Genomic DNA, 25,225 nt, shown 5'->3' on the forward strand with positions numbered 1-25,225 from the left:
GCAACGTGGGAGAAGACTCCCCATCGAGGGACCTTTCCCCACGTCAGGCACCATGCGGGGGTGGGAATCGCAGTCGTCCGGAACCGTCTTCCGAGCGTGCCGTCGCCGATCTTGTTCGTTCTCAGCGGAATTTCGATGTACGCCGGTGCGGCCGTCGCCGTAGGTCTCTTTTCGGTCGCCTCCCCCGCGGGGGTGGCCTGGCTCCGCTGTCTCGGGGCGGCGGTGGTCCTCCTCGCGTGGCGCAGGCCACCCCGCTCGGCGTGGACCGGCCGCACGTTCCTGCTCGCGGGTGCCTTCGGTGTCGTCACCGCCGGGATGAACGTGCTCTTCTACGAGGCGATCGCGCGGCTGCCGCTGGGTACCGCGGTCGCCCTCGAGTTCGCCGGGCCCGTGGTGGTGGCCGCGTTCGGCTCGCGGACTCGTCGCGACGTCTTCGCGCTGCTGCTGGTGGCGGCCGGCGTGCTCGCCATCGCGGACGTCCGGCTCGAAGGCAGCCTGCTCGGCGTGCTGTTCGCCCTCGGCGCGGCGGCCGCCTGGGCCGGGTACATCCTGCTCGGGAAGCGGGTCGCGGTCGGCGGGAACGGGATCGACGGGCTGGCCGTCGGGTTCGCGGTCGGCACCGTGGTGCTGTCACCGCTGGCGCTCGGCACCGGCGCGGTGTGGGGTTCGCCACGTTTGCTGCTGCTCGGCGTCGGAGTGGGCGTGCTCTCGACCGTCGTGCCGTACGCGCTCGACCAAGTGGTCCTGCGCAAGGCCGGGCAGGCGCGGTTCGCGCTGCTGCTCGCGTTGCTGCCGGTCACGGCGGGGGTGATCGGCTTCCTGTGGCTCCGTCAGGTCCCGGCCCTGCCCGAAGCGCTCGGCACGCTGGCCGTCGTCGCCGGGGTGGCACTGCGCTCTCCGGGGAAACGTGATGACTCGGCGCCCCTCTGAGCGGGATACTGAGCGGTCTGTGGCGCTTTCAGCACCGGGAGGACACGTGGCCGAGATCCGGCGGGCCGGCACCGTCGAGGAGGTCGTCGCCGCTCAGCACCTGTTCGACGGCCCCGCGCAACGGGAGGCGTCCGAGAAGTTCCTCGCGGGGGAGGAGAACCACCTCCTGATCGCCTACGAGGACGGCGAGCCCGCGGGGATGATCACCGGCACCGAGGTGACGCATCCGGACAAGGGCACCGAGATGTTCCTCAACGAACTCGACGTCAGCCCGGACTATCAGCGGCGCGGGATCGGCCGCGACCTCGTCGACGCGCTGGCCGGGATCGCGCGGGAGCGCGGCTGCCGCGGGATGTGGGTCGGGGTCGAAACGGACAACAAGGCCGCGCTGGCGACCTACACCTCGGCCGGGGCGTCGAACGACGGCCCGTTCATCATGCAGTCGTGGACGTTCGAAGACTGATGTCCTCCGGAATCGACGGCGACCGGACGGGGCTGTCCGGTCGCCGCTGGCTGCCGGGGGGCGAGCACCTCGTCGCCGTCGCGCGGGCCGAACTCCCGCAGCGGGACGGGCTCGCCGGGCCGTTCACGGCGCTGGCCGCCCTGCGCGCGGCGGGCTTCGACGTCGCGGGCCAGGCCGAGGTCGCGGCGCTGGCGGGCGCCACGCCGGAAGGTCTGGCGCGAGCGATCGGGACGCTGTCGGGCGGGCGGCTCGTCGCCGTGCCCGCCACCGGGAACTGGGCTCCGCACTCGTTGTTCATGCTCCTGGCGGCGCTGTGGCGGCTGCCGAGGGTCGCGCTGATCGCGGAGGTCGATCCGGCCGAATTCGGCGCGCACGACACCCCGGCGCGAGCGCTGCTCGACTATCTCGACACCGGTATCCCGCCGCTGTGGTCGTCGCGGTGGCGCCCGCCCGGCGGGCATCACGTGCTGGCCGCCGGGATGCGGATCGGCGCCGAAGGCACTCTGGTGTCCATTATGGACGGTTATCCGTCCTTGGGGGACAACGGTTTACACGACCAGCCGGTGGAATGGGTGGCCGCGGCGCTGAAGCGGATGCTGGTCGTGGTGGACGACGGCGACGCCGAGGCCGCCGTCGCCGCGATCACGACGGCAGGTCTGTGGAGCTGAGGTCGTCTTTCGCGAAACGGGAATGCTTGCGCCCGTAGAAGACGTAGATCAGCAGACCGAGCAGCAGCCACGCGGCGAACCGCAGCCACGTCATCACGTCCAGGTTCAGCATCAGGTAGAAGCACGCCAGCGCCGCCACGACGGGCAGATAGGGCGAGAACGGCACGGTGAACGGACGTTCCAGGTCCGGGCGGCGCTTGCGCAGCACCGGGACGGCCAGCGCGACGATGATCATCGCCGACAGGGCGCCGATGCTGACCATGTCGGCGAGTTCGGAGATCGGGACGAACGCGGCCAGCGCCGCGATCAGCACCGCGCCGGCGATGGTCATCCGGTGCGGGGTGCCCCAGCGCGGATGCGCCATGCCGAACTTCTTCGGCAGCAGGCCGTCGCGGCCCATCGCGAACCCGATCCGGCCGATCGTCACCAGTTCCACCATCATCACCGACGTCAGCCCGGTGACCGCGCCGAGCGAGATCAGCGCGCCCACCCAGTGCTGGCCGACCCGGTCGAAGGCGTCGGCGAGCGGGGCGCCCGTGTCGATCTCGGCGAACGGCACCATCCCGGTCAGCACCAGCGAGACACCGATGTAGAGCAGCGCGCAGACGCCGAGCGCGCCGAGGATGCCGACCCGCAGATCGCGTTTGGGGTTCACGGTCTCCTCGCCGAGGTTGGCGAGCGCCTCGAAACCGGTGTAGGCGAAGAAGACGACGGCGGCGGCGGTCACCATGCCGGCGATACCGTAGACGGACTGTTCGAGCCCGAGCGCGGCTTGCACGATCGGCTGGTGCAGGGTCCCGGCCGTCTCCGTCGGCGGCTGCGCGGCCGGGATGAACGGGGTGAGGTTCTCACCGCGGATGTAGAACACGCCGACCGCGAGGATCAGCACGCAGACCGCGACCTTGACCAGCACGAGCAGATTCGTCACCCGCGCCGACTCCTTGATGCCGAGGACGGCGATCACGGTCAGCACGGCGATGATCACGACCGCGCCTATGTTGACCTTCGCGTCTTCGCCGAACCAGTCGGGGGAGAGCCCCATCAGATTCGCGAGATAGCCGGACCAGCCGCGCGACACGACGGCCGCGCCGAGGGCGAATTCGAGCAGCAGATCCCAGCCGATGATCCAGGCGAAGGTCTCGCCGAGGGTGGCGAAGGCGTAGGTGTACGCGCTTCCCGCCGTCGGCACGCTGGAGGCGAGTTCGGCGTAACAGAGCGCGGCCATCCCCGCCACGACGGCGCCGAGCACGAACGACAGCGTGACCGACGGGCCCGCGTGGGTCTTCGCCTCGACCCCGGCGAGGGTGAAGATGCCGGTGCCGATGATGATGCCGACCCCGAACCCGATCAGGTCGCGCCCGTGCAGGCGGCGTTTCAGCTCACCGGAATCCTGCCGTTTCAGGACCTCGTCCACGTCCAGAGTTCGCCGCATGAAGGGTCACGCTAGAAGATCACCGTCCACCTCGCAGATCGGTGGGGTTTCACCCCTCCAGCACGACGCCGTTCTCCTGCGCCAGGATCGCCGCCTGCACGCGTGACCGCAGCCCCAGTTTCGTCAGCACCCGGGAGACGTGCGTCTTCACCGTGGTCTCGCCGATGTGCAGCCGCGTCCCGATCTGCGCGTTGGACAGGCCGCCGCCCAGGCACGCCAGCACTTCGCGCTCGCGTTCGGTCAGGTCTTCGAGCCCGGCGGGGACGACGGAAGGTTCACGGGTCCCGGCGGCGAAGGCGGCGATCAGCTTCCGCGTGACCTGTGGCGCGAGCACTCCTTCGCCCGCCGCGACCAGCTTCACCGCCTCGATCAGCCGCGACGCCTCCACCGACTTCAGCAGGAACCCGGCCGCGCCCGCCCGCAGCGCGGCGTGGACGTACTCGTCGAGATCGAAGGTGGTGAGCACGAGGACTTCGCACAGCCCCTCCGCGGTCAGTTCCCGGGTGGCCGCGATGCCGTCGACCCCGGGCATCCGCACGTCCATCAGCACGACGTCCGGCTTCAGCGCCTTCGCCTGGCGGACGGCGATGGCGCCGTCCGCGGCCTCGCCGACCACCTCGATGCCCTCGGCGTTGCCGAGGATCATCATCAGCCCGGCCCGGATCGCGCCGTGGTCGTCGGCGACCAGCACCCTGATGTTCCCGTCGCTCAAGACCCCTCCAGAGGCAGTTCGGCGCGGACCAGCCAGCGACCGCCGGACGGCCCGGCGGTGAAGGTGCCGCCCACCGCGGCGGCGCGTTCCCGCATGTTCAGCAGGCCGAGGCCGGTCCCGCCGTCGCCGGGGCGGCCCGGCTGAAGATCATTACGCACCTCGACGGTGAGTATGCCGCCGCTCGACCGGATGTCGAGGACGGCCCGCCCGCCGGGAGCGTGTTTCATCGCGTTGGTCAGCGCCTCCTGCGCGATCCGGTACGCGGTCAGGTCGACCGCCGCGGGCAGGTGGGCGGACCGGTCCGGCACGGCCCCGAGTTCGACCACCAGCCCGCTCGCCCGCGCCGATTCGACCAATTTGGACAGTTCGGCCAGCCGGGCGGGCGCGGTCGTCTCGATCTCGGTGTCCGCGCGCAGCAGCCCGATCATCGCGCGCATCTCCTCCAGCGCGCTGACACTGTTCTCCCGCACCGATTCCAGGACCTTCCTGGACAGCTTCGGGTCGGCGGTGGCCATCGACAGCGCGGCTTCGGACTGGATCGCGATCGCCGAGAGATGCCCGGCGATGACGTCGTGCAGATCCCGCGCCATCTTCGACCGTTCCCCCGCCACGGCGGCCTTCCGGTCCAGTTCGCCGATCGTGGCCAGCTGGACCGCGTTCGCCCGCTCGTTGTCGGCGATGTCCCGTTGCTGACGGACGTTGGCCGCCCACCACACCGGGGTGACCAGGAACGGCAAGAAGGCGAACGCGACAAGGATCGCCGTACGCCACTGCGCGGAGAAGAGGAGCGCCAGGCAGACCGCCGCGAGCGTCCCGATCGCGGCGATGCCGATCATCACCCTGCTGACCCGCCGTGACCCGTACAGCGTCGTCGCGTAGAGGAAATCGGTGAAGATGACGAAGATCGGCAGCGAGGGACCGAACGCGATGTCCACGGCGAGGACGGCGAGCCCGCACAGCAGTCCCAAGGGGACTTTGCGGCGCAGCACCTCCAGCAGGCACAACACGGTCAGTTCGCTCAGCCGGATCCACAACGGCGTGTCGTCCTTGCCGTTGAGCAGCACGTGCATCCCGCTGAGATAGACCAGCACGCCGAGGACCCAGGTGCCGGAGGCGATGACGAGGTCCTGTTTCCATTCGGCGAGGTGGCTCAGGCGCGGGACGAACGTGGGCACCGTTCCATCCCAGCACACCGGCACACGCCACGGGGTCCTACGAACTGATGACGATGATCTCGTGCCGTCCGCCGACGCGGCTTCGTCATCTCGCGAGCCAGACTCGGCTCGTGAACAAGATCTGGGACTTCATCGCGGAAAACCCGATGGCGGCCGTGATCGCCGGCGGGGAGATCGGTTTCTGGGTCGCCATCCTCGCCGGCCTCGTCGCCCGCTATCCGCTCAAGCTGAAGCGCACCGGTGTCGCGCTGCTGCTCCTGACCCCGGTGATCGACGTCGTCGTGCTGGTCGCGACGGTCATCGATCTGCGCAACGGTGCCACGGCGAACTTCGTGCACGGCCTCGCCGCGGTGTACCTGGGCTTCAGCGTGGTGTTCGGGCATTCGATGATCAAGTGGGCCGACGTGCGGTTCGCGCACCGGTTCGCGGGCGGGCCGCCACCGCCGCCCAAACCGAGGGGCCGGGAGAAGGTGCGCGCCGAATGGCGTGACTGGTTCAAATGCGTGCTGGCCTGCGGGCTGGCCGCCGGGGTGCTGCTCCTGCTGATCGTCGTGGTCGGCGGCACCGCGCAGGTCGACCCGTTGTGGGGCTGGCTGCCGAGGCTGGGGGTCTTGACCGCCATCTGGTTCGCCACCGGGCCGCTGTGGCAGGAGTTCTCACCCAAGGCCAACGTCGAGGAAGGGGCACGACGATGATCGAACTGCTGGGGATCCTCCTGCTGGTACAGGGCGGGGGCGGACTGATCAACCGGCTGCTGGGGAGCACGAACCCGAGCTGGTTCGTCCAGCTCCACCTGCTCCCGCCGGGGATGCACGTGGTGGTGAGCGCGCTCATGGTGGCGGCGGGCGTGGGGGTGCTGTTCGCCGAACGCGCCCGCAAGCAGCGCCGCCGGTCAGAGTGAGACGAGCACCTGCAAGACCCCGAGGACGATGGTGACGACCGTCAGCACGACGGTCACCACGGTGAGCCGCGTGACCCGCGCGCTCACCGTGTTCTCGTAGGCGTACCTGGTCTCCTCGTCCATCGCCTCGGCCTGGCGGTCGAGCTGGGCGATGATCCGCTCCACGCCCATGCTGGTGACCAGGCGGCGCTCCAGCGAATCGATCTCGGGCGGGAGCACCGAATGCAGCATTTCGAGGATGTCGTCGAGCGAGCCGCGCAACAGCCGGGTGCGGCTCCCGGTCTTCTTCATCGACGCCAGCCACTGGTCGGCCAGCGCCATCCGGATCAGGACACGTTCGAGGATGAAGAGCATCCCGTGGTCGAGCCCGCCGATCTCGCTGTCGATGCCGAAGTACGGCTCGGCGTCGCCGAACGTGCCGCGCATCAGCTCGGCCTGGTGCTCGACGTACTCGGAATCCTTGCTGTTGAGGCAGACGATTCCGCCCGCCATCGTGTACGCGGCGACGAAGGAACGCGTGCCCCATGACGGGCCGAGCGCGTCCCTGGCGACCTCGCGAGGCACGAACCGCCAGCCCTCGTCGCTGGTCGCCATCCCGTAGAACGGTCGGGGATCGGCGGCGACCCGCTGGGCAGGCGGATGCCCGTCGTGGGACCGCAGTTCGACGCACCAGCCCTTGCGGCCGAGCCCCTCGGTCAGGCCGCAGCCCTTGGTCAGGTCCTCGAAGATGTGGGTGACGGCCTTGAGGAGCGACGGGAACGTCTTGTCGCCGTAGCCGCCGTGAAGTCCTTTCTCGCCGTTCGTCGTCTCCCGGCCCTGAAGGCTTTGCAGGACGGCGATGGCGAGGTCGTACTCGGCGGCGGGCCCCTTCGCCGCCGCGCCGGTGATCGTGGTGGCGAGGACCAGTGTCATCGCGTGATAGCCGGGATGCCAGGTGACGACGAGTTCGCACGGCAGGCCGGCCTCGCCGACGCGGATCGCCAGCCTGCGTTTGCGCAGCACCCGTCTTCGCGGCGGTTTCGTATAGCTGGCCAGGAAATCCTCCGCCGCCGTCCACTCGTCGCCGAGTTTCCCGTCGAGGTGGGCCAGCAGACCGCGGTCCCGTCCGCCGTCCAGCACCTTCTCGGCCTCCCGCTCGGACAGCGGGACCGCCCACGCGAAGGTGAGGAGCACCGCGGTCATGCGCGGCGCAGCAGCGTGATCAGGTCGCGGCCGAGGTGGCGGCGCAGCGGGCCGGAGGCGTTGACCAGCTCGTCGCGGTCGATGTGCTCGTCGGCCGGGCCGAGATCGTCGAGGACGTGATACGTCCACTCCCACTCGGTGCGCCAGCCCGCCTCGGCGGCGTCGGCGGCGATCTCCACCGGGTCCAGGTGGCGCACCGGGAGCGCCGGGCCGCCGTCGTGCAGCGCTTTGTCGAACTCTTCGCGCGATACACGGCGTGAACGGACTTCGTCGCCCGCTTCGACGCTGTCGAGACTGAACGCGCCCTGTCCGATCGGCGACCGGCTGTAGGCGAGCACCAGCACGCCGCCGGGCGCGGTGATCCCGGCCAGCCGCCGCAGGATCGGCCCGACGTCCGGCGTCGGCACGTGCTGGATGACGTGACTGCACACCACGAGGTCGTACGGGCCGCCGTCCAAGCCGGTGATCGGCGAGACGGCGAAGGAGAACTCGGTGTCCTCGACGACGGTCCCGCGTGCCTTGGCCAGCCTGTCCGGGTCGGGATCCGCGGCGGTGACGTCGGCGGCGAACCGGGCGAGCCAGGGGAGAAGGCGGCCTTCCCCGCAACCGGCGTCGAGCGCCTTGACCCGTTCGCGCGGGCCGAGGATCGCGGTGAGCCGTTCGGCGACCTTCCCGAGCGCGCGGTCCTCGCTGGCCGTCCAATAGCCGTCGTAGGGCTCGTGCCGTCGGATGAACACGCCGGTGACATGGTCGCCGGCGTCCGGATAGCGGTAGCCCTCGGTCAGCACGTCGCGAATATAGCCCGGATTCGCGGGTTCTCCGCCGCTCCGCACGGGATTACCATGAGTCATGGCCATCGGGCCTGTCGCGTTGTACGCCGTTGTCGCCGTGGCGCCTTCGGCTCTTTTCTGGTGCGCGCTGAAAGTGCCGGCCGGGGTGCGATGGTGGCGCGGCCGCCGGCGACCGGAACTCCCGGCCGGTCCACCCATCGAGAAACTCGCCGCCGATCTCCGCCGGGTGCACCGGCTGCTGGCGGAGCTTCCGTCCGGCGCCTCCGCCGTCCGCCGGTACGGCACCAGGCAGGCGTACGACGCGCTGCTCGTCGAGGCCTGCCGGGAGGTCGAGGTCGATCACCGGCTGGCCGAACTGCCGGAGGGTTTCGACCGGGAGATCGAACGGCTGCGCGTCGAAGAATCCCTGGCCGAGCATGGGCTTTCCGTGTCCTGACGCGGTTTGTATCGAAAGTATGCGCGCGACCGGAAAGCTCGCGGGCATGAAGAGGCTGGGACTTCTCGCTTCACTCCTGCTGGTGTTCGCGCTCATCCCGGGCGTCGCCTCCGCCGCGGCCGCCTTCCCGAAGCTGGACGCGGCCGCGGTCGACGGTTTCCGCTGGACCTCCGGTTCGAGCTTCGGCACCTACGGCGCCCGGATCGCCGCGCTGGAGAACCACCTCCCGGCTCGCGGGTTGCCGGAGATCCTGTCGTCGGCGAACCGGAAGGCGCGGCCGCTGTGTCACGCCACGTATCTCGCGGCGGCGCTGAACCCGGCGGGATTCTGCTGGGAAGACGCGAACGACGACAAGACCAACGACTGGATCCCGCAGGGACTCACCGGTTCCGGCGACGCCGACGCGGCGACCGGGAAGGTCGGCGGCAAGCGGGTGGTGGCGACGTCCTGGCACACCCCCGGCGACACCATGGTCCGTCTGTCCTTTGTGGACGCGACCGGGCTGGGATATCGGCACGTGCTGCTCGTCGAACCGACGTCGAACGACAATTTCGCCGTCGTGCAAGGGCATGGACACGGCATGACCTGGATCGGGAACCGGCTGTTCGTCGCGACCACCGGGGGCGTGGTGCGGGTCTTCGACACCACGCACTTCTGGAAGGTCGACGACAGCTCCGGCGTCGTCGGCAAGGGCCCGGACGGCAAGTACCACGCGGCGTTCTACGACTACGCGATGCCGCAGATCGGCGCGTACTGGTACCCCGGCGGCGGCGCCTGCACCAACGCGCCCGGGACACGGCCTTGTCTCGCGACGATGTCGTTCGACCACAGTGACGGCTCGATCGTGACCGCGGAACACATCCCGAACGCGGCGGGCGGCCGGGTGCTGCGGTGGCCGTTCGACCGCGCGACCGGGCTGCCCCAGCTTTCGGCCGACGGCACCGTGCACGCGAAGGAAGGCTTCGTGTCACCGGTGTGGGGCATGCAGGGAGCGGTGGCGCGCAACGGATATTTCGTGCTGACCGGCGTGTGCCCCGAGTACGCCGGGGTGGCGGGCGACCATCCTTCGTGCCTGCACGGCGGAGTCGGCGGCACCTCGACGTCGCGGCTGAGCGGCCGGGCGCCGGTGAACACGCAGAACCTGTCGTACTGGCCGGCGACGGGGGAGCTGTGGCTGATGAACGAACAGCTCCGGGAGCGGGTCACCGTGCACGTCCCGTGGACCACCTTGACCGGTCGGTCCTGAAGTCTCGCAAGTCCGTGAAGGCCTCCTTCCCTACTCTCAGGGTAAGGAAGGAGGCCTTCACGACCTTCAGGGTAGGCAAGGAGGCCTTCACGGACCGCTGGGTTCACGGGGTGAAGTCCCAGCGGGTCGCGCCATGGGGTTCGGCGCCCGCCACGCCGATGGCCCGGCGCAGGGCGAGGCGGTACAGGTACCAGGGCGGGGCGCCCGCGCTGGGCGCGCTGAAGGGGGCGGTGAGCGCGTCGCCCTCCACCGTCGCGGGCCAGCCGCCCGTCCGATAGACCGCCGCGACCCGTTCCAGCGTCGCCGGGTCGGTGACCCGGTGCGCCTCGCCCTCCATCGTGAGGTCGATTCCCCGCAACCGCACCGAAACGGCGCACACCGGGTTCGCGGCCAGGTTGCGGGACCGCCGGGTGCCCGGCCCGCCCTTGAAGTACAGGGCGTCGTCCACCCACACGGCGCCGACGCCCGCCGAGTGCGGGCGCCCGTCGGGACGCACGGTGGTCACGAAGAAGGTCAGGTCGGCGGTCGGGGTGTCCTCGGCGAGGACATCCCGCGCGCGGCTCCAGGGGAGTTCCGCGGATCCGTAGCGGTCGAGGTTCTTGGTGGCGTGAGGTTTCGTCATACCCACGCGTCGAACGGGCGGGCCGCGTTTCGACACCAGGCACGAAAACCCCGCGTTGGGATTCGGTGCGACGCACCGGGACCTCAACGGCGTTTGCCGTTGCCGACCGGGTTGACGACAACCGAGCGGATGCGAGTGCAGCGTTCTCCGAAGTTGACTCCCCGGGTGTCGGCCGCCGCCAGGCTGGTTGTTCTTGGGGACTTCCGCGTGCGCTGGATCAGGTCCCGTGCGACACGGAGTGCTGAAGCCGCATCCGGTTGCCTGGTGAGTCGGCAGAGCTCTGTAAGGAGAGCGGTCCTGTTCAAACCTCGTTGTGCCTGTACGGGTGGAGGCTGACAGTAGCTGTCGAGCAGGGTGCGAATGCGCTTGAGCGGGATGACTTTGGAAGCGTTGGTGCGGTCAGCGGGCGTCTGGGCATCCGCGGCTTTGGTCTTCTTCTGCCCGATCGGTCTGCACGGGCCGACCACAGCCAGCTTCCGGCGGCGCTGCGCGGCCGTTTCCCGATTGCCTGCCATGGAGGGCACCTCCTCGTCGTTGCAGAACGAGTCGGCGGAGGATCGAATGACGTTACGAGCGAGACGCGAAAAACCCCGCCACCGGAGCGGTGACGGGGTCTTCCGGGAATCCTGGGATCAGTCCAGGTAGTCGCGCAGCACCTGCGAACGCGACGGGTGACGCAGCTTCGACATCGTCTTCGACTCGATCTGCCGGATGCGCTCACGGGTCACCCCGTACACCTGGCCGATCTCGTCGAGCGTGCGCGGCTGGCCGTCGGTGAGGCCGAACCGCAGCCGCACCACCCCCGCCTCACGTTCGGACAGCGTCTGCAGCACCGACTGGAGCTGGTCCTGCAGCAACGTGAACGACACCGCGTCGACCGCGACGACGGCCTCGGAGTCTTCGATGAAGTCACCGAGCTGCGAGTCGCCCTCGTCGCCGATGGTCTGGTCGAGCGAGATCGGCTCGCGGGCGTACTGCTGGATCTCGAGGACCTTCTCCGGGGAGATGTCCATTTCCTTCGCGAGCTCTTCGGGGGTGGGCTCGCGACCGAGGTCCTGCAGCAGTTCACGCTGTATACGGCCGAGCTTGTTGATGACCTCGACCATGTGCACCGGGATACGGATGGTGCGGGCCTGGTCGGCCATCGCGCGGGTGATCGCCTGACGGATCCACCAGGTGGCGTACGTGGAGAACTTGTAGCCCTTGGTGTAGTCGAACTTCTCGACCGCGCGGATCAGACCGAGGTTGCCTTCCTGGATCAGGTCCAGGAACGCCATGCCGCGGCCGGTGTAGCGCTTGGCCAGCGAGACCACGAGCCGGAGGTTCGCCTCCAGGAGGTGGTTCTTCGCCCGCTCACCGTCGCGCACGATCCACTTGAGGTCGCGCCGCATCTGGGTGACGAGCTTCTCGCCCTCCTCCTCGGCGTTGCGGACGCGCTCGGCGGCGTAGAGCCCGGCCTCGATGCGCTTGGCGAGCTCCACCTCCTCCTCGGCGTTCAGCAGGGCGACCTTGCCGATCTGCTTGAGGTACGCGCGGACCGAGTCGGCCGAAGCGGTGAGCTCGGCGTCCTTGCGGGCCTGGCGCAGCGCCTCGGACTCTTCCTCGTCCCAGACGAAGTCCGGGTTGTCGGAAGACTTGCCGGCGTTCTTGTCGGTCGACGTGCGGCGCCCGCGGGCGGGCGTCTCTTCGACGTCCTCCTCGGACTCCGCGTCTTCGTCCGTCTCCTCGGTGACGGAAGCGTCGACGACATCCACCTCGACCTCTTCGAGGTCGGACAGATCCGGGGTCTCGAGGTCGGCCTCGTCGAGGTCGCCGGGACCGTCTTCCGGGTCGCCGTCTTCGGTCTTCGCACTCTTGGTGCTGGGTTTCTTGGCCGGAGCCTTCTTCGCCGGGGCCTTCTTCGCGCCGGCCGCCTTGGCGGCGGTCTTGCGCGCCGCGGGCTTCGCCGCGTCGGTGGCTGCCTCGTCGGCCGGCTCGCCGGCTGCGGTCGCTGTCTTCGTCCCGCTTCGGGTTGCGGTTCTTGCGGCTGCCACTTACGCCCTTTCGCAGCGGTCGATCATGACGAGCCGAGGCGTGATGGTCTCGGCTGCCTCAAACTTCGGGGAACACCCCTCGGCCTGCGGTTTCCCTCGTTCTCGTGAGTGCCGCCGCCGGGGGCCGTGTTCCATTGTAACGACGATACGTGACAGCGTCGCGGCGCGGACCACCGACCGGCGGGCGCGACACGCCGTGCGACGCGCCGAAGTGACATCCGCGGGGCTGATGTCAGCGTGGTCGCGTCAGTGCTCGATGCCCTCCGCCGCGGCGGCCGCCGCACCGACGATGCCCGCGTTGTTCTGCAACGACGCGACGATCACCGGTGTGCGGATGTCCAGCAGCGGGACCCATTTGTGCGACTTCTTGCTGACCCCGCCGCCGACGATGAACAGATCCGGCCAGATCAGATTTTCCAGCACGGAGAGATACCTGTTCACCCGTTCCGCCCATTCGGGATACGACAGCTCCTCGTTGTCCTTCACCGACGCCGCGGCCTTCTTCTCCGCGTCGAAGCCGTCGACCTCGATGTGGCCGAACTCGGTGTTGGGCACGAGCTTGCCGTCCTGGAAGAGCGCGCTGCCGATGCCGGTGCCGAAGGTCAGCAGCGCCGTCACGCCGCGCCGCGCCGCGGGGTCGCCCCAGCGCATCTCGGCCATGCCGGCGGCGTCCGCGTCGTTGAGCATCGCGATGTCGTCCACGCCGCGGCCGAGTCGCTTGGCGAACAGGGCGTCGGCGTCGGTGCCGATCCACTTGCGGTCGATGTTGGCCGCGGTGTGCGCGACCCCCTTCTTGACCACCGCGGGCAGGGTGACACCCACCGGGCCGTCCCAGCCCGCCTGACCGGTGATCTCGGCGACGACGTCCGCCACCGCCTCGGGGGTCGACGGCTTCGGCGTGTCGACCCGGATCCGGTCGCCGATCAGCTGTCCCTGCGCCAAGTCCACCAGCGCGCCCTTGATCCCGCTGCCGCCGATGTCGATACCGAAACCTCGGGTCGCCTCCACCACGGACGTGGTCCCTTCTCGCACGATTCAGAAGCCTGCCTCGGAGACTTTAACCGGATGTGGTGACATGGCGGACGTGGGAGTTGACGAGACGTTGCTGAAGGGTGTCGCCGAGCGTGTCGCGGGCGAAGCCGCCGAGCTGGTCCACGAGGCCTGGACCGGGATGAACGCGGGCCGCGAGGTGCGGGTGGACACCAAATCCGCCGACACCGACGTGGTGACCGCGGTGGACCACGAGTCGGAACGGCTGGTGCGCGCCCGGCTCGCCGAGCTGCGCCCGGACGACGCCGTGCTCGGCGAGGAGGGCGGGGGGATCGCCGGTGACGGCGTGACCTGGGTGGTCGACCCGATCGACGGGACGGTGAACTTCCTCTACGGGCTGCCCTGGTTCGCCGTCTCGGTGGCCGCGCAGGTCGGCGGGGTGTCGGTGGCGGGCGCCGTCGTCGAACCGGTCAGCGGGCGCCGCTGGACCGCCGCGCGCGGGCAGGGCGCGTTCCTCGACGGGCGGCCGCTGGCGGTCAACGCCCCCTCTCGGCTGGATCTGACGCTCGTCGGCACCGGATTCGCCTACAAGGTCGAACGGCGGACGAAACAGGCCCGGTTCGTCGCGGAACTGGCGACCCGGGTCCGGGACGTCCGGCGCAACGGGGCCGCCTCGCTGGATCTGTGCGCCGTCGCGGCGGGCTGGCTGGACGCCTACGTCGAACACGGCCTCGGGCACTGGGACTGGGCCGCCGGAGCGCTCATCGCGGCCGAGGCGGGCGCTCAGGTGTCGTTGCCGGGGCAGGACGCGGAGCTGGGGCCGGACGCGACGTTCGCGGTGGCGCCGTCGATCGCGGCTCCGTTGCGGCAGGCGCTGATCGACTCGGGTGTGGGCACGATCTGAATGCTATGAACGGGCCGTTCCTTGCAAAATTTGCAAGGAACGGCCCGTTCATAGCGTTTGAGAGCGGGTCAGCAGGGGGCTTCGCGGGCGGCCTTCAGCAGCGCCTGGTCGAGCACCGGGGCACCGCCGCCCGCGGACTGCTCACCGCCGCCGCTGCCCTGCTGCGCCTTCGACCACTGCGTGAGCTGGTCGAGGACCTGGCGCGCCTCCGCCTTCGGGCGGATGTCGCCGAGCAGGGTGCCGGTGGTGAGGGTGACCGAAGCGTCCTTGCGGTTGTCCTTGACCAGTTCGGCGCACGGGACCACCAGGCTCAGCGTGCGGGCCGCGGCCGCGCCGTTCTCGCCGAAGCGGATCTGGCCGCGGCACTTGGCTTCGGCGTTCTTGTAGGCCGGGTCGACGTCCGGCTCGACGATCTGGGAGAAGCCGAGTTCCCGGAGCGTGTTGGTGACGATGCCGCCCTGGCCGCGGACCTGGGATCCGTTGAGCACCTGGACGGCGACCTTGTCCGGCGGGACGGGTGCGCGGTCGTCGAGGCCGTTGTGCGCCAGCGGCGTGTAGGTGACACCCTGCTGCGGCACGGGCGGCGGATCGCAGCGGACCCTGGCGTCGATGTCGGACTTGCTCGCGACGACGTTCACCCAGACGATGACCGCGACGAGGGCCATCACCCCGATGACGATGAGCGCGGGCAGCGGCTTGTGCTTGCGATACGGCCTCGCCCCGCGGTCCCCGATGCCGTTCCCCGACGCCACCTGCCAGTCCCTTCCCCAAAGCCCGGATCCCCGGACGGTGCTTCATCTCACCATCGTGTCCGATCAGCCTATGCGTTACAGCGAGGATGATCGGCGCGGGCCTCCGGATAGCACCACGCGATGGCCACTCCGGGCAAGCGGCCGAGCCCATGGGGTGAGGTACCCGACGCGGGGGCAACCCATTCGGACGACAGGCGTCTTGACAGCAGGGTTCCCCCTGTTGGGTGACGTAATCGCGGCAATGTCTGACTCGTTGCAGAGCCGGTATCGGCGTGAGCTACCCTTCGCGGGCTCAGGCGGCAGTAAGAGGCGCAAAAGAGAGACCTCGCTCACTGCCCAGCCGGGCACAAACAGGGGCGCTGGGACGTTAACCAGCGGCACGAAGGACTCACGAGCCGCGCGCTCGCGGGTCCGGGCCATCTGACATCGAAAGCATCGCAGGGGTGAGGGACTAATGGCGACCGACTACGACGCTCCGCGCCGCAGCGAAGCCGACGAGCTGGCCGAAGACTCGTTGGAAGAGCTGAAGGCAAGGCGTAACGAAAACCAGTCCGGCGTCGTGGACGTCGACGAGGACGCGACCGCCGAGAACTTCGAGCTGCCGGGCGCGGACCTCTCCGGACTTTCCGGGGAGGACCTGACCGTCAAGGTCGTGCCCAAGCAGGCCGACGAGTTCACCTGCTCCGTCTGCTTCCTGGTGCACCACCGCAGCAGGCTGGCCGAGGAGAGTGGCGGACGGCTCATCTGCCGCGACTGTGCCTGAGCCTACGGGCACAGGGGACGGCGCGACAGGGGCTTCGGGGACTGAAACAGGAATAAGGGGGCCGGCCGAGTGGCCGGCCCCCTTTCCTGAACAAGCACGAGCCCGTGTCTAGGACTTCGAGGCGGGGTGGCGGAGCAGCGCGGCCACCTTCTCCGGATGCCGGGTGCTGAACAGCCAGTACGGCGTCGGGTCGTCGGGGTCGGTGAGCCAGACCCGCACGACCGGGCCGACCCAGCCCCGGTGCAGCACGAAGGCCGCCGGATCGGCGTCGCGGCCGAGCGCCTTGCGCTTCGCTTCCTTGTCGATGACGTCGACGTCGCCGACGAACTTGAGCGGCAGGTGCGCGTCGCGTAGCCACAGCTCCGGCTCGGCGCCGCCGGTCACCTTCACCTTCGACCGGCCGAGCGAGACCATCAGCGCGATCACCGCGGGGATCAGCACCACGTACGGCAGCCACCCGCGCAGCCCGGGATAGCCCATGTCGATCTCCGCCGCCAGCAACCCGCCGCCCAGCAGCGGCAGCGGCCAGCCCCACCACGGGACATAGAGCCGCTCTGAATGCTTGACGTCGCCGCCTTCGGCCGCGCTCACACTTTCACCCACGTCTTCAGGGTAGTCTCGCCGCCCGTGTCCACCGTTCAGGTACTGCTTTCCCGGATCGATCCTTCGGTCCCCCTTCCCGCCTACGCGCGCCCCGGTGACGCGGGCGCCGACCTCGTCACCACCTCGGATCTCGTGCTCGCGCCCGGTGAACGCGGCGTGGTCGGCACGGGTGTCGCGATCGCGCTGCCGCCCGGGTACGCGGGCTTCGTCCACCCGCGCTCGGGTCTCGCCGCCCGCGTCGGCCTCTCGGTCGTCAACACCCCGGGCACGATCGACTCCGGGTACCGCGGTGAGATCCGCGTCTGCCTGATCAACCATGATCTCTCCGAGAAGGTCGTGCTCACCCGCGGCGACCGGATCGCGCAGCTGGTCGTGCAACGGGTCGAACAGGCCGAGTTCGTCGAGGTCGCCGAGCTCGAGCCGTCCGAGCGCGGCGAGGGAGGGTATGGCTCCACGGGCGGACACGCCACACTGGGAGCCGGAGCCAGGGAAGGAACGGAGAACTAGTGGGGATTTTCGGACGCAAGCGCGCGAAGCCGAGCGGACGGCACGCCGCGCCCGACGTCGAGGAGCGTCCCGTAACCGATGACGCGGACGAGGAGATCGAGTCGCAGCTGTCGGAGACCTCCGACGGCCCCTTCGACCTCGCCGACGCGCCCGAGGACGGCATCCCGAGGATCGACCTCGGCTCGGTGAAGGTGCCGGTGCCCGACGGTTCCCAGGTCCAGGTCGAGATGGACCCGGAGAGCGGCGGCGTCCGCGCGGTGCACGTCGTCACCGAACAGGGCCAGATCACCGTCAGCGGTTACGCGGCGCCGCGGTCCGGCGGCCTGTGGAAGGACGTCAGCACCGAGCTCACCGAGCAGCTGCGCGCCGACGGCGCCAAGGTCTCGGTCGGCATGGGGGAATGGGGCCTGGAGCTGTCCGCGATCATCGGCGACGTCGCGCTGCGGTTCGTCGGGGTCGACGGCCCGCGCTGGATGCTCCGCGGCGTCATCGCCGGTCCGCAGTCGCAGGCGTCGCAGGCGCCCGCCGTACTGCGGGAGATCGTGCGGCACACCATCGTCGACCGCGGTGACGCGCCGATGCCGGTCCGCACCCCGCTGACCATCACGCTGCCCGACGCCGTCGCGCAGCACATCGCCGAGCAGCAGGGTTAAAGAACCCTCAGCCAGGCCAGCACGGTCGCCCGGCCCAGCGACTCCCGGTCCGCGCCGAGGGCGGTGAGCGTCGACTCGCCGACCTCGGCGCGCGGCAGGGCGTCCGCCCACGCGCGGGCGACCTCCGCCGGATGGATCGGATCGTCCACGCACGCGCCGATCCCCACGGGCACGTCGAGGCCCTTCAGGTCTTCGAGCGACGGGGCGGGACGGGCCGCCGCCGTCCGCAGGCTCGCCGCCAGCCCGGCACCGTGCCGCCGCCACGCGCGGCCGAGTTCCGCCGCGAGCCACTCCGGGACGCCGTCGGAGGATTTCGCCAGCGCGCCGTCGACCCCGTTTTCGGCCACCAGATCCGCTGACAGCCGCGCGGCGAGCGACGCGGGTGCTCGCCCGGCCGGGCCGTTCCAGGCCGGGAGCGCGGCCAGCAGGCCGGTGCAGCGACCGGGATTACGCGCCGCCCACTCCGCCGAGAGGTGCGCGCCGAACGAGATGCCGCCGACGAGCAGCGGACCGTGCTCGCCGGACAGCCTGTCCAGCTCCGCGAGATAGCCGTCCGCGAGACGGTCGCCGGCGGGCGGAGGCGGGGCGAGCAACCGGATGCCGAGCGCCCGCAGCGGACCGGCGAACACGGCGCGCACGAACACTTCGTCGGACCCGGTGCCGGGGAGTACTACTGCCGTCGTAGGCGGAATAGCGGAGGTCACGTTGCGATCTTCTCCCAAACCCGTTGTCCTGGTCCGTGCACAGTTACGCTGGATTACGCACGGGCCGTTCAAGTCGGGGGCCCCGGAGCACAGGAGCACCGTTATGCCCGCCAAAGACGGCGGCTACTTCAGCCGGCTGGTCCGCAAGCTGACCAGCGACGTCGAGGATCTCGACGCCGACGATCTGTCCGAAAAATCCGAGGCCGGCGGAGCGCAGCGAGCCTGCGACTGCCGGTCGGGTCAAGAGGTGACGGTGCTCGGCAGACTCCGCAGTGTGGAGCTCTGCCCGACCAACGAGGCGGCGACGCTGCAGGCCGAGCTGTTCGACGGCACACAGGGTGTGACGCTAATCTGGCTCGGACGCCGCCGGATCCCCGGGATCGAACCCGGGCGAACCATCAAGGTGCGCGGCCGGATGGCCGAACGTGATGGTCAGAAGGTGCTTTACAACCCCTATTACGAACTTCAGAGCCCTGTGAGTTGATCCCGCATCGTGACTGAACCCGTCGGCGGCGAAGAGAAGACCGAAGACAAGAAGCCCCAGCCCACCCTGCTGGAACAGATGGGCGGGTTGTCCGGGCTGTTCTACTCCTCGCTGCCGGTCATCGTGTTCGTGATCGCGAACGCGATCTTCGGGCTCACGGTGGGGATCTGGGCAGCGGTGGGCAGCGCGGTGGCGATCACCGTGCTGCGCATCGTCCGCAAGGAGCCGCTGCAGCCCGCGATCTCCGGGTTCTTCGGCGTGGCGATCGCGGCGTTCATCGCCTACCGGACCGGTTCGGCCAAGGGCTTCTTCCTGTTCGGCATCTGGACGAGCCTGGTCTACTGCGGCGTCTTCGTCCTGTCGATCGTCGTCCGCTGGCCGCTCGCCGGCGTGGTGTGGAACGCGCTGAACGGCAGCGGCCACGCCTGGCGCAAGGACAAGAAGTCGCTGATCTCCTACTCGATCGCGACCGCAGCCATGGCGCTGATCTTCGGTGCCCGGTTCGTCGTCCAGCGCTGGCTCTACGACGAGGACTACACCGGCTGGCTGGCCTTCGCGAAGATCGCGATGGGCTATCCGCTGTACGCGCTCGGCCTGCTCACCGTCGTCTGGGCGGTGCGGCGGTCGGACAAGCACCTCAAGGCGCAGGCCGAAGCCGCCCCGCGCGAAGAGACCGACGAAGAGGTGGAGGCTCGCCTGCGCGCGAAGTACGCGCAGGCGCCCGCCACGGAGAACTAGTAACCCAGTGCGGACCGGATCTCCGGCTCCACGTCCGACGTCGCCACGAACAGCAGCTCGTCACCCGGCTCCAGCGGGTCTTCCGGCTGCGGCACGATCACCCGGTCGCCGCGCAGGATCGTCACCAGCGCCGCGTCACGCGGCAGGTTGATCTCGCTGACCGCCTTGCCCGCCAGCGGCGTCTCCTCCGGGAGGGTGAGTTCGACGAGGTTCGCCTGGCTCTGCCGGAACGTCATCAGCCGCACCAGATCGCCGACGCTCACCGCCTCCTCGACCATCGCCGCGAGCATCCGCGGGGTCGAGACGGCGACGTCGACGCCCCAGGCGTCGTTGAACAGCCATTCGTTGGCCGGGTTGTTGACCCGCGCCACCACCCGGCGCACCGCGAACTCGGTCTTCGCGAGCAGCGAGACCACCAGGTTCGCCTTGTCGTCGCCCGTCGCGGCGATCACGACGTCGCATTCCTCGATCCCGGACTCCTCGAGGATCGAGACCTCGCACGCGTCGCCCAGCACCCAGTCCGCCTGCTCGACCGTATGCGGCTCGAACTGGTCGGCCTCGCGTTCGATGAGCATCACCTGGTGGCGCCCGTCGATCAGCTCCGCGGCGATCGACCGGCCGACCGCGCCTGCCCCGGCAATCGCGACCCGCATCAGTTCTCCTCTTCCGGTTCGCGAGCGGCGACGCTGGTCACGTCGCTGACAGTGCCTGATTTCGCGGCGACGTACACGACGTCGTCCGCCTGGATCACGGCCTTGGTGTCGGGCAGGACCGCGGTGCCGAACCGCATGATGAACGCGACCCGCGCGCCGGTGGTGTCCTGCAGGTCGCGCACGCTGTGCCCGACCCAGCCCTCGTTCAGCGGGAGCCGCAGCAGCGCCACGCTGCCCGACGGATCACGCCACTCCGAGGCGACACCGTCGGGGAGCAGGGTGCGCAGGAACCGGTCGGTCGTCCAGGGCACGGTCGCCACGGTCGGGATGCCGAGCCGTTCGTAGACCGCCGCGCGTTTGTGGTCGTAGATCCTGGCGACGACCTTGTCGATGCCGAAGTTCTCCCTGGCCACCCGCGCCGAGATGATGTTGGAGTTGTCGCCGCTGGACACCGCCGCGAAAGCCCCCGCGCGTTCGATCCCGGCCTCGATCAGCACCTGCCGGTCGAAGCCGACGCCGACCACCTGCTGACCGTGGAAATCACTGCCGAGCCGCCGGAACGCCTGCTGGGTCTTGTCGATGATGGCGACTTCGTGCCCCAGCCGCTCCAGCGCCGCGGCCAGGGATGCGCCTACCCGGCCGCATCCCATGATCACCACGTGCACGCCTTGCCTCCTTCGTCGTCGGACGTTCACCCGCCCGCAGGTACCCGGACAGACCAGCGCCGAACCTACCTTGGGCACTGCCCGTTACCTCCACCATCCTCCCCTCCGCCACCCTCAACCGAGACGCTGCGCGTCGCCGTTACTCTTCGGTGGTGTCGAAGTTCCCGACCGTATTGAAGCGGCTAGTCCTCGGACGTCCATTCCGGAGCGACCGCCTCTCGCATACGCTGCTGCCGAAGCGCATCGCGCTGCCGATTTTCGCGTCCGACGCGTTGTCGAGCGTCGCCTACGCGCCTGAGGAGATCTTTCTGACCCTCAGCGTCGCCGGTTTGTCGGCGTACGCGTTCGCGCCGTGGATCGGCGTCGCCGTCGCGCTCGTCATGCTGGTCGTGGTGGCGTCCTATCGGCAGAACGTGCACGCCTATCCCAGCGGTGGTGGTGACTACGAAGTCGCGAACACCAACCTGGGCGGCAAATTCGGCCTCACCGTCGCCAGCGCGTTGCTGGTCGACTACGTGCTCACGGTCGCGGTGTCGACGTCGTCCGGCGTGGCGAACATCGGTTCGGCCATTCCGTGGGTGGCGCAGAACAAGGTGATCGCCGCGGTCATCATCGTGGTCGTGCTGACCGCGCTGAATCTGCGCGGAGTTCGCGAATCGGGCAAAGCGTTCGCGATCCCGACCTACGGGTTCATCATCGGCATCCTCGGCATGGTGATCTGGGGCCTGATCGAGGCGGTGTCCGGAGCCGACATGCGGGCCGAGAGCGCGGACTTCCAGCTGCACGAAGAAGCCTCTTTGACCGGTTTCGCGTTCTTCTTCCTGCTGTTGCGCACGTTCTCCTCCGGTGCGGCGGCGCTGACCGGGGTCGAGGCGATCAGCAACGGTGTCCCGGCGTTCCAGAAGCCGAAATCGAAGAACGCCGCGACCACCTTGCTGATGATGGGTGTGCTCGCGGTGACGATGCTGATCGGCATCATCACGCTGGCGATCATCACCGACGTCAAATTCGCCGAGCACCCGGAAACGCAGCTCACCGGCACTCCGGCGGGCTACGAGCAGAAGACGATCGTCGCGCAGATCGCGCAGGCGGTGTTCGCCGACTTCACCCCGGCGTTCTACTACATCTCCTTCGCCACCGGCATCATCCTGCTGCTGGCCGCGAACACCGCGTTCAACGGCTTCCCGGTGCTCGGTTCGATCCTCGCCCAGGACCGCTACCTGCCGCGTCAGCTGCACACCCGCGGCGACCGGCTGGCCTTCTCCAACGGCATCCTGTTCCTCGCCGCCTTCGCGCTGGTGCTGATCATCGCGTTCGACGCCGAGGTCACCAAGCTCATCCAGCTCTACATCGTCGGCGTGTTCGTCTCCTTCACGATCAGCCAGGCGGGCATGATCCGGCACTGGAACCGCCTGCTGGCCAGGGAGACCGACGCGACGGTGCGACGGCGGATGCGGCGTTCGCAGACGGTCAACGCGATCGGCCTCACCATGACCGGCACCGTGCTGGTGATCGTGCTGGTCACGAAGTTCTTGCTCGGCGCCTGGATCGCGATCGCGGCGATGGTGGCGATCTACGTGCTGATGACCGCGATCCGGAAGCATTACGACCGGGTGGCCGAGGAATTGCGTGAGATAGACCGGAAACCGGCCGTATTGCCTTCGCGCAACCACGCGATCGTGCTGATTTCGAAACTGCACCTGCCGACCCTGCGCGCGGTCTCCTACGCCAAGGCCGTGCGGCCGGACGTCCTCGAAGCCGTCACGGTGAACGTCGACGACGTCGAGACCCGCAAACTCGTCCAGGAATGGGACGAGCACAATTTCAAGGTGCCGCTGAAGGTGATCGAATCGCCGTATCGCGAGATCACGAAACCGGTGCTGGACTACGTGAAGCGTGTCCGCGGCGACAATCCGCGCAACGTGGTGACCGTGTTCATCCCCGAGTACGTGGTCGGGCACTGGTGGGAGCAGGTCCTGCACAACCAGAGCGCGCTGCGGCTGAAGGGACGTCTCCTGTTCCAGCCCGGCGTCATGGTGACCAGCGTGCCGTGGCAGCTCGAATCGTCGGAAAAGGCGATCAAACGCGACCGGAAGGCCCGTCCGGCGGCCGGCGACGTGCGCCGAGGGTTCACTCCGGTGGCCAAGCAACCTGAAAAGAAGAAGGACAAAGCAGAATGAGTGTGGACGCGTCGACCGGCACCTGGCTCGGACGAACGATCGAGCTGGAGGTCGGCGCGGTCGCGCACGGCGGGCACTGCGTCGCACGGACGGAGGGCCGGGTCGTGTTCGTCCGGCACGCGCTGCCCGGCGAGCGGGTCCTGGCCTCGGTCACCGAGGACAAGGGCGGCTCGTTCTGCCGCGCCGACGCGATCGAGGTGCTCGAAGCATCGCCCGAACGTGTGGAGCCGCCGTGCCCGCTCGCGGCGCCGGGGGAGTGCGGCGGCTGCGACTGGCAGCACGCCACGCCCGGACATCAGCGTGAACTCAAGGCCGCCGTGGTCATGGAGCAGCTGAAGCGGCTCGCCGGGATCGAGCGCGACGTCGTCGTCGAAGCGCTCGACGGTGGCCCGCTGGGCTGGCGCAGCCGGGTCCGGCTCGTCGCGGGCAAGGACGGCAAGGCGGGCTTCCGGGCGCACCACAGTCACCGCGTGATCCCGGTCGACGACTGCCCGATCACCGTCCCCGGCGCGCTCGACGACGTCGTGTCGCGCAACTGGCGGCCCGGCAGCGAAATCGAGGTCACCAAGGACGGCGAGGAGCAGGTGCACCTTCGCGACCTTTCGACGGTCCACGGGAAGACCCGGTCGCGGCAGCTGGCGGGCGGCATCGCCGTGCAGCACGCCGCCGGTCGCGACTGGCGCCTGGACGCCCACGGCTTCTGGCAGGTCCACCCGGCCGCCGCGGACGCGCTCGCCGCCGTCGTCGCGGAATGGGCGGAGGCGCCGCGCGACGGCGTGGCCTGGGACCTGTACGCCGGCGTCGGTCTTTTCGCGTCTGTGCTCGCTTCGCAGGTGGGCCCGCGTGGGCGTGTCCTGGCCATCGAGTCCGGCCGCCGTGCCGTCGCCGACGGCGAGGAGAACCTTGCCGACCTCCCGCAGGTCCGCTGGCGCTCCGGTCGCGTCGAACACCTGCTGGCCGACGCCCCCAAACCGGTGGACGTCGTCGTCCTCGACCCGCCGCGCAAGGGCGCGGGCAAGGCCGTCGTGGAGTCCATTGTGGAGGGATCTCCGGACCGGATCGTCTACGTGGCGTGCGACCCGGCCGCCTTGGCGCGCGACATCGCGCTGTTCAAGGAGCACGGATACGGGCTGGTGGATTTGCGCGCTTTCGACGCTTTCCCGATGACGCACCACGTCGAATGCGTTGCGTTGCTGCAATAATTCGGAATTTGTAATCCGTCGGAATGGAATGGCTTCGTTCGGCTTGTCCGGGTGTCGTCGTGCTCGCTAACTTGCTCACATCATGAACTATCTTACTTCAGTCTGTGGCGACTGTGATGGAAAAGGTTGTTCCGGCTGTGATGGGCACGGCACGATCACCATTGTGGAGGACTGATCGAGTGGAGCCTTCAATGCTTCCTCCTGGTGTCACGGCACAGGAGATCAGCTACCGCAGCGGCCGAAAGCAAGTGATCTACACGGCGCCGTACCCCTCCGAGGGGCCGGTGCTCGCGCGCGATCTGCTGGGCAGGCAAGCGTGGATGTTCATGTACGCGCACTTCGTCTTCACCTGGGTGGAAGGCGCGGTCCAGGTGCAGGTCAGTCACGGAACCCTGAGCGGGCCGAAGATGCCCTTGTGGAAGGGAATCAGTATTCCCGCTTACTGGTCGGGGCCCGCACTGGCCGATTTCGGACGGGCATGGGCGCTGGACCAGATGACGGGCAATCGGGGAACTCCGGCGGCCATTTACCTTTGAGGAGTTCTACGTGGCGGTTCGGGTTGGAATGGGCTGGCATTTCTTCCCGCTCGGTCCAGGGGCAGTGAAGGCATTGGCGAGGCCCGCGGTCTGGGCGTGTGTCGCGAAAGCCACTTTCGCGACGTGTGATGTCCCGAAAGTGGTTTTCGCGACACACAAACGTTTGGGGCTGAATATGGGCATGCCGAGGAGCCCGTCGCCGGTGGGCGGATTCTTGGGGTCCTCGCAACACCTGATGGCCTATGTGGTCGTCAGTAGATTACGCATGCGCTCGGCTGGTGTTGACCAGTCGAGCGTTTT

The 25,225-nt window shown here is 69.1% G+C and carries 31 protein-coding genes; 17 read left to right on the top strand and 14 right to left on the bottom strand.

What is annotated here, in order from left to right; all coding sequences use genetic code 11:
• The first annotated feature begins 135 nt into the window (after positions 1 to 135).
• The 3 genes from ACIBTM_RS34260 to ACIBTM_RS34270 are packed head-to-tail and all read left to right on the top strand — an operon-like array spanning position 136 to position 2,061.
• Positions 136 to 930 carry an EamA family transporter gene (locus ACIBTM_RS34260; protein WP_395881274.1) on the top strand — a complete coding sequence of 265 codons (795 nt, stop codon included), beginning with the start codon at positions 136 to 138 and terminating at the stop codon, positions 928 to 930.
• A gap of 46 nt (positions 931 to 976) precedes the next feature.
• Positions 977 to 1,393 (top strand): GNAT family N-acetyltransferase, encoded by a 417-nt coding sequence (locus ACIBTM_RS34265; RefSeq protein WP_016332939.1) that lies wholly within the window; start codon positions 977 to 979, stop codon positions 1,391 to 1,393.
• Positions 1,393 to 2,061 carry a DUF6885 family protein gene (locus ACIBTM_RS34270; protein WP_395881312.1) on the top strand — a complete coding sequence of 223 codons (669 nt, stop codon included), beginning with the start codon at positions 1,393 to 1,395 and terminating at the stop codon, positions 2,059 to 2,061. The genes ACIBTM_RS34265 and ACIBTM_RS34270 overlap by 1 nt, the downstream gene beginning before the upstream one ends.
• Here ACIBTM_RS34270 and ACIBTM_RS34275 read toward each other — a convergent pair.
• The 3 genes from ACIBTM_RS34275 to ACIBTM_RS34285 all read right to left on the bottom strand — a co-directional run bounded on the left by ACIBTM_RS34275 (position 2,036) and on the right by ACIBTM_RS34285 (position 5,380).
• Positions 2,036 to 3,475: an APC family permease gene (locus tag ACIBTM_RS34275; protein WP_395881313.1), complete on the bottom strand. Its 1,440-nt coding sequence runs from the start codon at positions 3,473 to 3,475 to the stop codon at positions 2,036 to 2,038. The two genes, ACIBTM_RS34270 and ACIBTM_RS34275, sit on opposite strands and share 26 nt — an antisense overlap.
• 67 nt (positions 3,476 to 3,542) lie before the next feature.
• On the bottom strand, positions 3,543 to 4,205 hold the full coding sequence (locus tag ACIBTM_RS34280; RefSeq protein ID WP_350594320.1) for a response regulator transcription factor: 663 nt from the start codon (positions 4,203 to 4,205) through the stop codon (positions 3,543 to 3,545).
• Positions 4,202 to 5,380, bottom strand: a complete 1,179-nt coding sequence (locus ACIBTM_RS34285; protein ID WP_395881275.1) for a sensor histidine kinase — start codon at positions 5,378 to 5,380, stop codon at positions 4,202 to 4,204. The genes ACIBTM_RS34280 and ACIBTM_RS34285 overlap by 4 nt, the downstream gene beginning before the upstream one ends.
• A gap of 110 nt (positions 5,381 to 5,490) precedes the next feature.
• Between ACIBTM_RS34285 and ACIBTM_RS34290 the strand changes: the two genes are divergently transcribed.
• The gene (locus ACIBTM_RS34290; protein ID WP_395881276.1) at positions 5,491 to 6,075 is read left to right on the top strand and encodes a hypothetical protein; all 585 of its coding nucleotides are present in this window, start codon (positions 5,491 to 5,493) and stop codon (positions 6,073 to 6,075) included.
• The gene (locus ACIBTM_RS34295; RefSeq protein WP_395881277.1) at positions 6,072 to 6,281 is read left to right on the top strand and encodes a hypothetical protein; all 210 of its coding nucleotides are present in this window, start codon (positions 6,072 to 6,074) and stop codon (positions 6,279 to 6,281) included. The genes ACIBTM_RS34290 and ACIBTM_RS34295 overlap by 4 nt, the downstream gene beginning before the upstream one ends.
• On the opposite strand, the gene ACIBTM_RS34300 is transcribed toward ACIBTM_RS34295, so the two are convergent.
• Both ACIBTM_RS34300 and ACIBTM_RS34305 read right to left on the bottom strand, forming a co-directional pair.
• Positions 6,273 to 7,463, bottom strand: a complete 1,191-nt coding sequence (locus ACIBTM_RS34300) for a hypothetical protein (RefSeq protein WP_395881278.1) — start codon at positions 7,461 to 7,463, stop codon at positions 6,273 to 6,275. The genes ACIBTM_RS34295 and ACIBTM_RS34300 overlap by 9 nt on opposite strands.
• Positions 7,460 to 8,296, bottom strand: coding sequence for a class I SAM-dependent methyltransferase (locus tag ACIBTM_RS34305; RefSeq protein ID WP_395881279.1), 837 nt, complete (start codon positions 8,294 to 8,296; stop codon positions 7,460 to 7,462). Before ACIBTM_RS34305 ends, ACIBTM_RS34300 begins: the two co-directional genes overlap by 4 nt.
• 16 nt (positions 8,297 to 8,312) lie before the next feature.
• On the opposite strand from ACIBTM_RS34305, the gene ACIBTM_RS34310 reads away from it, so the two are divergent.
• Both ACIBTM_RS34310 and ACIBTM_RS34315 read left to right on the top strand, forming a co-directional pair.
• On the top strand, positions 8,313 to 8,690 hold the full coding sequence (locus tag ACIBTM_RS34310; protein ID WP_395881280.1) for a hypothetical protein: 378 nt from the start codon (positions 8,313 to 8,315) through the stop codon (positions 8,688 to 8,690).
• Between the two features lie 46 nt (positions 8,691 to 8,736).
• Positions 8,737 to 9,936: a hypothetical protein gene (locus ACIBTM_RS34315; RefSeq protein ID WP_395881281.1), complete on the top strand. Its 1,200-nt coding sequence runs from the start codon at positions 8,737 to 8,739 to the stop codon at positions 9,934 to 9,936.
• 103 nt (positions 9,937 to 10,039) lie between these two features.
• Here the strand turns inward: ACIBTM_RS34315 and ACIBTM_RS34320 are convergent, their stop codons facing one another.
• The 4 genes from ACIBTM_RS34320 to ppgK form a co-directional block, all read right to left on the bottom strand.
• Positions 10,040 to 10,558, bottom strand: a complete 519-nt coding sequence (locus ACIBTM_RS34320) for a pyridoxamine 5'-phosphate oxidase family protein (RefSeq protein ID WP_395881282.1) — start codon at positions 10,556 to 10,558, stop codon at positions 10,040 to 10,042.
• 83 nt (positions 10,559 to 10,641) lie between these two features.
• Positions 10,642 to 11,073 carry a hypothetical protein gene (locus ACIBTM_RS34325; protein WP_395881283.1) on the bottom strand — a complete coding sequence of 144 codons (432 nt, stop codon included), beginning with the start codon at positions 11,071 to 11,073 and terminating at the stop codon, positions 10,642 to 10,644.
• Positions 11,074 to 11,190: 117 nt separating this feature from the next.
• The gene (locus ACIBTM_RS34330) at positions 11,191 to 12,591 is read right to left on the bottom strand and encodes an RNA polymerase sigma factor (RefSeq protein ID WP_016332951.1); all 1,401 of its coding nucleotides are present in this window, start codon (positions 12,589 to 12,591) and stop codon (positions 11,191 to 11,193) included.
• A 246-nt stretch (positions 12,592 to 12,837) separates the two neighbouring features.
• Positions 12,838 to 13,599: a polyphosphate--glucose phosphotransferase gene (gene ppgK, locus ACIBTM_RS34335; RefSeq protein ID WP_395881314.1), complete on the bottom strand. Its 762-nt coding sequence runs from the start codon at positions 13,597 to 13,599 to the stop codon at positions 12,838 to 12,840.
• A 67-nt stretch (positions 13,600 to 13,666) separates the two neighbouring features.
• Here ppgK and ACIBTM_RS34340 point away from each other — a divergent pair, with 67 nt between their 5' ends.
• Positions 13,667 to 14,485: an inositol monophosphatase family protein gene (locus ACIBTM_RS34340; protein WP_395881284.1), complete on the top strand. Its 819-nt coding sequence runs from the start codon at positions 13,667 to 13,669 to the stop codon at positions 14,483 to 14,485.
• 68 nt (positions 14,486 to 14,553) lie between these two features.
• Here the strand turns inward: ACIBTM_RS34340 and cei are convergent, their stop codons facing one another.
• Positions 14,554 to 15,237 (bottom strand): envelope integrity protein Cei, encoded by a 684-nt coding sequence (gene cei / locus ACIBTM_RS34345; protein WP_395881285.1) that lies wholly within the window; start codon positions 15,235 to 15,237, stop codon positions 14,554 to 14,556.
• 454 nt (positions 15,238 to 15,691) lie between these two features.
• Here cei and ACIBTM_RS34350 point away from each other — a divergent pair, with 454 nt between their 5' ends.
• Entirely contained in the window at positions 15,692 to 16,000 is a 309-nt protein-coding gene (locus ACIBTM_RS34350; RefSeq protein WP_005164528.1) for a DUF4193 domain-containing protein, read from the top strand.
• A gap of 108 nt (positions 16,001 to 16,108) precedes the next feature.
• Here the strand turns inward: ACIBTM_RS34350 and ACIBTM_RS34355 are convergent, their stop codons facing one another.
• Positions 16,109 to 16,603 (bottom strand): DUF3093 domain-containing protein, encoded by a 495-nt coding sequence (locus tag ACIBTM_RS34355; RefSeq protein WP_395881286.1) that lies wholly within the window; start codon positions 16,601 to 16,603, stop codon positions 16,109 to 16,111.
• 24 nt (positions 16,604 to 16,627) lie between these two features.
• Between ACIBTM_RS34355 and dut the strand changes: the two genes are divergently transcribed.
• Complete coding sequence (gene dut, locus ACIBTM_RS34360) at positions 16,628 to 17,110, top strand: dUTP diphosphatase (protein WP_007033571.1); 483 nt, start codon at positions 16,628 to 16,630, stop codon at positions 17,108 to 17,110.
• A complete protein-coding gene (locus ACIBTM_RS34365; protein ID WP_395881287.1) occupies positions 17,110 to 17,763 on the top strand; it encodes a DUF3710 domain-containing protein in 654 nt (217 codons plus the stop codon). The genes dut and ACIBTM_RS34365 overlap by 1 nt, the downstream gene beginning before the upstream one ends.
• Here ACIBTM_RS34365 and ACIBTM_RS34370 read toward each other — a convergent pair.
• Positions 17,760 to 18,467, bottom strand: a complete 708-nt coding sequence (locus ACIBTM_RS34370; protein WP_395881288.1) for an alpha/beta fold hydrolase — start codon at positions 18,465 to 18,467, stop codon at positions 17,760 to 17,762. The two genes, ACIBTM_RS34365 and ACIBTM_RS34370, sit on opposite strands and share 4 nt — an antisense overlap.
• A 103-nt stretch (positions 18,468 to 18,570) precedes the next feature.
• Here ACIBTM_RS34370 and ACIBTM_RS34375 point away from each other — a divergent pair, with 103 nt between their 5' ends.
• Together ACIBTM_RS34375 and ACIBTM_RS34380 are read left to right on the top strand one after the other, a co-directional pair.
• On the top strand, positions 18,571 to 18,951 hold the full coding sequence (locus ACIBTM_RS34375) for an OB-fold nucleic acid binding domain-containing protein (RefSeq protein WP_005164535.1): 381 nt from the start codon (positions 18,571 to 18,573) through the stop codon (positions 18,949 to 18,951).
• A gap of 9 nt (positions 18,952 to 18,960) precedes the next feature.
• Positions 18,961 to 19,689, top strand: a complete 729-nt coding sequence (locus ACIBTM_RS34380; RefSeq protein ID WP_395881289.1) for a DUF3159 domain-containing protein — start codon at positions 18,961 to 18,963, stop codon at positions 19,687 to 19,689.
• Here ACIBTM_RS34380 and ACIBTM_RS34385 read toward each other — a convergent pair.
• On the bottom strand, positions 19,686 to 20,342 hold the full coding sequence (locus ACIBTM_RS34385) for a potassium channel family protein (RefSeq protein WP_395881290.1): 657 nt from the start codon (positions 20,340 to 20,342) through the stop codon (positions 19,686 to 19,688). The two genes, ACIBTM_RS34380 and ACIBTM_RS34385, sit on opposite strands and share 4 nt — an antisense overlap.
• Positions 20,342 to 21,007, bottom strand: a complete 666-nt coding sequence (locus ACIBTM_RS34390) for a potassium channel family protein (protein ID WP_395881291.1) — start codon at positions 21,005 to 21,007, stop codon at positions 20,342 to 20,344. Before ACIBTM_RS34390 ends, ACIBTM_RS34385 begins: the two co-directional genes overlap by 1 nt.
• 152 nt (positions 21,008 to 21,159) lie before the next feature.
• Here ACIBTM_RS34390 and ACIBTM_RS34395 point away from each other — a divergent pair, with 152 nt between their 5' ends.
• From ACIBTM_RS34395 to ACIBTM_RS34410, 4 genes are all read left to right on the top strand, one after another.
• The gene (locus tag ACIBTM_RS34395; protein ID WP_395881292.1) at positions 21,160 to 23,187 is read left to right on the top strand and encodes an APC family permease; all 2,028 of its coding nucleotides are present in this window, start codon (positions 21,160 to 21,162) and stop codon (positions 23,185 to 23,187) included.
• Positions 23,184 to 24,389 (top strand): class I SAM-dependent RNA methyltransferase, encoded by a 1,206-nt coding sequence (locus ACIBTM_RS34400; RefSeq protein WP_395881293.1) that lies wholly within the window; start codon positions 23,184 to 23,186, stop codon positions 24,387 to 24,389. Before ACIBTM_RS34395 ends, ACIBTM_RS34400 begins: the two co-directional genes overlap by 4 nt.
• A 191-nt stretch (positions 24,390 to 24,580) precedes the next feature.
• Positions 24,581 to 24,925: a hypothetical protein gene (locus ACIBTM_RS34405; protein WP_395881294.1), complete on the top strand. Its 345-nt coding sequence runs from the start codon at positions 24,581 to 24,583 to the stop codon at positions 24,923 to 24,925.
• 10 nt (positions 24,926 to 24,935) lie between these two features.
• Positions 24,936 to 25,225: hypothetical protein (locus tag ACIBTM_RS34410; RefSeq protein WP_395881295.1), on the top strand; the 290-nt coding region annotated here is incomplete at its 3' end.

The sequence above is a fragment of the Amycolatopsis sp. NPDC049868 genome (genome assembly GCF_044461365.1).
Taxonomy (GTDB): domain Bacteria; phylum Actinomycetota; class Actinomycetes; order Mycobacteriales; family Pseudonocardiaceae; genus Amycolatopsis.